2 protein-coding genes are annotated in these 2439 nt (G+C 49.1%); both read right to left on the bottom strand.

Features of this window, described 5'->3' with window-relative positions; translation table 11 throughout:
* Positions 1-805, bottom strand: an 805-nt coding sequence (locus AC2VLY_RS07385; protein ID WP_486922028.1) for a hypothetical protein, incomplete at its 3' end; no start/stop codon positions are given.
* 9 nt (positions 806-814) lie between these two features.
* Complete coding sequence (gene traN, locus AC2VLY_RS07380) at positions 815-2155, bottom strand: conjugal transfer protein TraN (RefSeq protein ID WP_486893517.1); 1341 nt, start codon at positions 2153-2155, stop codon at positions 815-817.
* Positions 2156-2439: the final 284 nt, after the last annotated feature.

Raw genomic sequence — 2439 nt, 5'->3', positions numbered from 1 at the left:
TGTGGGGATTCACCACATAGAAAGGATCCTTCTTGGCGTTCTTCCAGGATTGCACGATCCAGTCCATGCGTGCGGGCACGATGGGGATAGTCGGAGGTAGGAGATATTTATAGCCTTCCCAGGCCCAATCAACATTCGCATCTGACCAAGCCTTCCAGATTCCACCCTTGATTCTATATATTGAATCTCCCGCCTTGGGCGATGTTCCGCTGGCCCAGCCTGCCAGTTCCAGATCTCCAGCCCAGAGAATCGCTCTATGCGCCAGATTGTCGATCCGATAATCGACGTTATGCCCATCGGGAACATATCGTAAGACCCAGAAAACTTTTCTCTGATGGAGCTCATGAACTAAGTGGTCATATCCAATAGGTACGGGGTTGGCGTGAGGTTCGCCTGCAGCCAACCCCATGAGAATCCCTAATCCGGGAACTGCCATTCCAGGACCAAATACCACCATCGCCTGACTACCAAGACCCATCAAACTATTCCGGTTTGCCAGTTTCTTTGAGGCAGAAAGGTTGCCGGACGCTGATTGTGTGTATTCATCATGGGCCAGAAGTGCAGCGGGACCGACATATTCCAGATCGTAAATAGTGGCCAGTTTGTTATCCGATATTGAACTCATATTGGCATCATTTTTTTTGAACAGTGCATTTAGTTCCACGGATTTAACGCCAGACTTGGGCCTGTCGTGTATTGGCCCACCGTCTAACGTCATGCTTCTTACGGAGCAACCCGTCAATAAACCTACACAAGCCAATAATACACTACCGCGTAACACGATTTTCCATTTTATTTTATGCATGATTATCTCCTATTCTTCTACCGGTTGGGGGGCCATATCCGCATTTACCTCTCCATTCGGATGATCAATCTGTCCTGGTGTGTATTCTGCGGATCCAGCAGCATTGCTACCGGCAACCAACCCCGCTTTCTGGAGCATTGCTGTCCAGGCCGATAGAGATACATTATTCCAGTCCACATTGCCAAGCTGCTGCGGTGTGAAGCCATTGCAATCTGGATTCTTGGGTGTGCCATAACCGCCAGCCACATTGGGCTGACCTATCTTGATCTGGGATGCGATAATCCGATCCAGAGGTGATCCGTAACAACAGAAAATGTCTTTGTGTTCCAGACAGAAACCCAGGAACTTTTCGGTGCAATAGGTACCTAGATTCTGGCACTCATGCACCTTGCGCTTTTCACCCAATTTGAACTCTTCCTTTTTGCAGGAAGTTAGTATTTCTGCGATAATTTGAAGTATCTGGAATACTTCATAAGCCAGCATTATCCAACCTATAACTGGCGCAAACACTTTATATAGTGAAGCTGCTTGCTGAAAAATCTCACCACCTAACCTATTCCCAAAAATCTGCTTTAGAACATATTTGGCTTCTCCTTTTAGCCAAGTCTCTAATTGATCTTGTAATCCGCTAATTAAACCCTGAGATGCTTTTGCCCCAGCTTTTGCAGCCGTAGCTGCTGTCTGGATAGCACCGCCAGCCGTGCTCGCTGCAGATGCTCCGCCCAGTCCAAAAGCATTTTCAACCGCCTGAGCTGCCCCTTTGAATGCTCCTGTAACATATCTCCAGCCATCTGAAGCCCATGTATCAAACTGGTGGTAAACACTCTCATTCCAGGCATGGAAATCACCAAAAACAGAAACATTTGCATCCAGTTCCGAATTGTTGGCTGCAGCCCACATATTCGTTCCTAGTTCGAGATACTTTCCGATATTCATACCACTCGCTTCGGATAGCCCTTCCTTGCAACAGTTATTGGTAAAAGTGCCTCCAAATGGCCAGGTCCGGCAGTAATCTGCTTTCCCCTGAAAAATAATCGGCTGGCAGTTTCCAGCCGCGACACTGGTTCCATCGGCGCACTGCATGTTCTGCTCCATCTGCTGCAGCGCCGAGAGCGCAGTCAAAGCCTCCGAGAAATGCAAATCCTGATTGCCAAAAAGCGCATGGCATTGCGTACCCATACACTTGATGGGGCTATTGCAAAGAATGCTCTGCGCGTGCGTATTGGGATTGGTGCCGGTCACTGTCTGGCCGGGATTTACGGTCACAGTCCCGCTTGAAGAGGATCCACTGGTCGGGGTGTAGAGCCAGTTACTATTCGTGTCGATTAAAACCTGATTGGTACCATTCACGGTGCCAATAATGCTCAGTATTCCGGCAGAAGGATTTGCCGCCGTTGTGCTTGAATCTCCATTGGTAATGTAAAACAGAATTTCGTCCGGGCCAGGGGCCAGCGTTACGGGTACCGAAACCACTCCGCCCGTTGAGGGATAGGCCTGCGATCCACTTTCTCCCTGATCGTCATAGCTCGCTACCTGCGTCCCGTTGATGTCCACCACGCCTTGATCATCAGCGGCAAAATACAGCGTAGCGTTGATGGTAGCCCCTGTTGTATTGGAATACGTCCCCTCCATCA

Source organism: Acidithiobacillus sp. TH-A36 (assembly GCF_057473445.1).
This window is presented reverse-complemented; position numbering and strand designations above follow the sequence as displayed.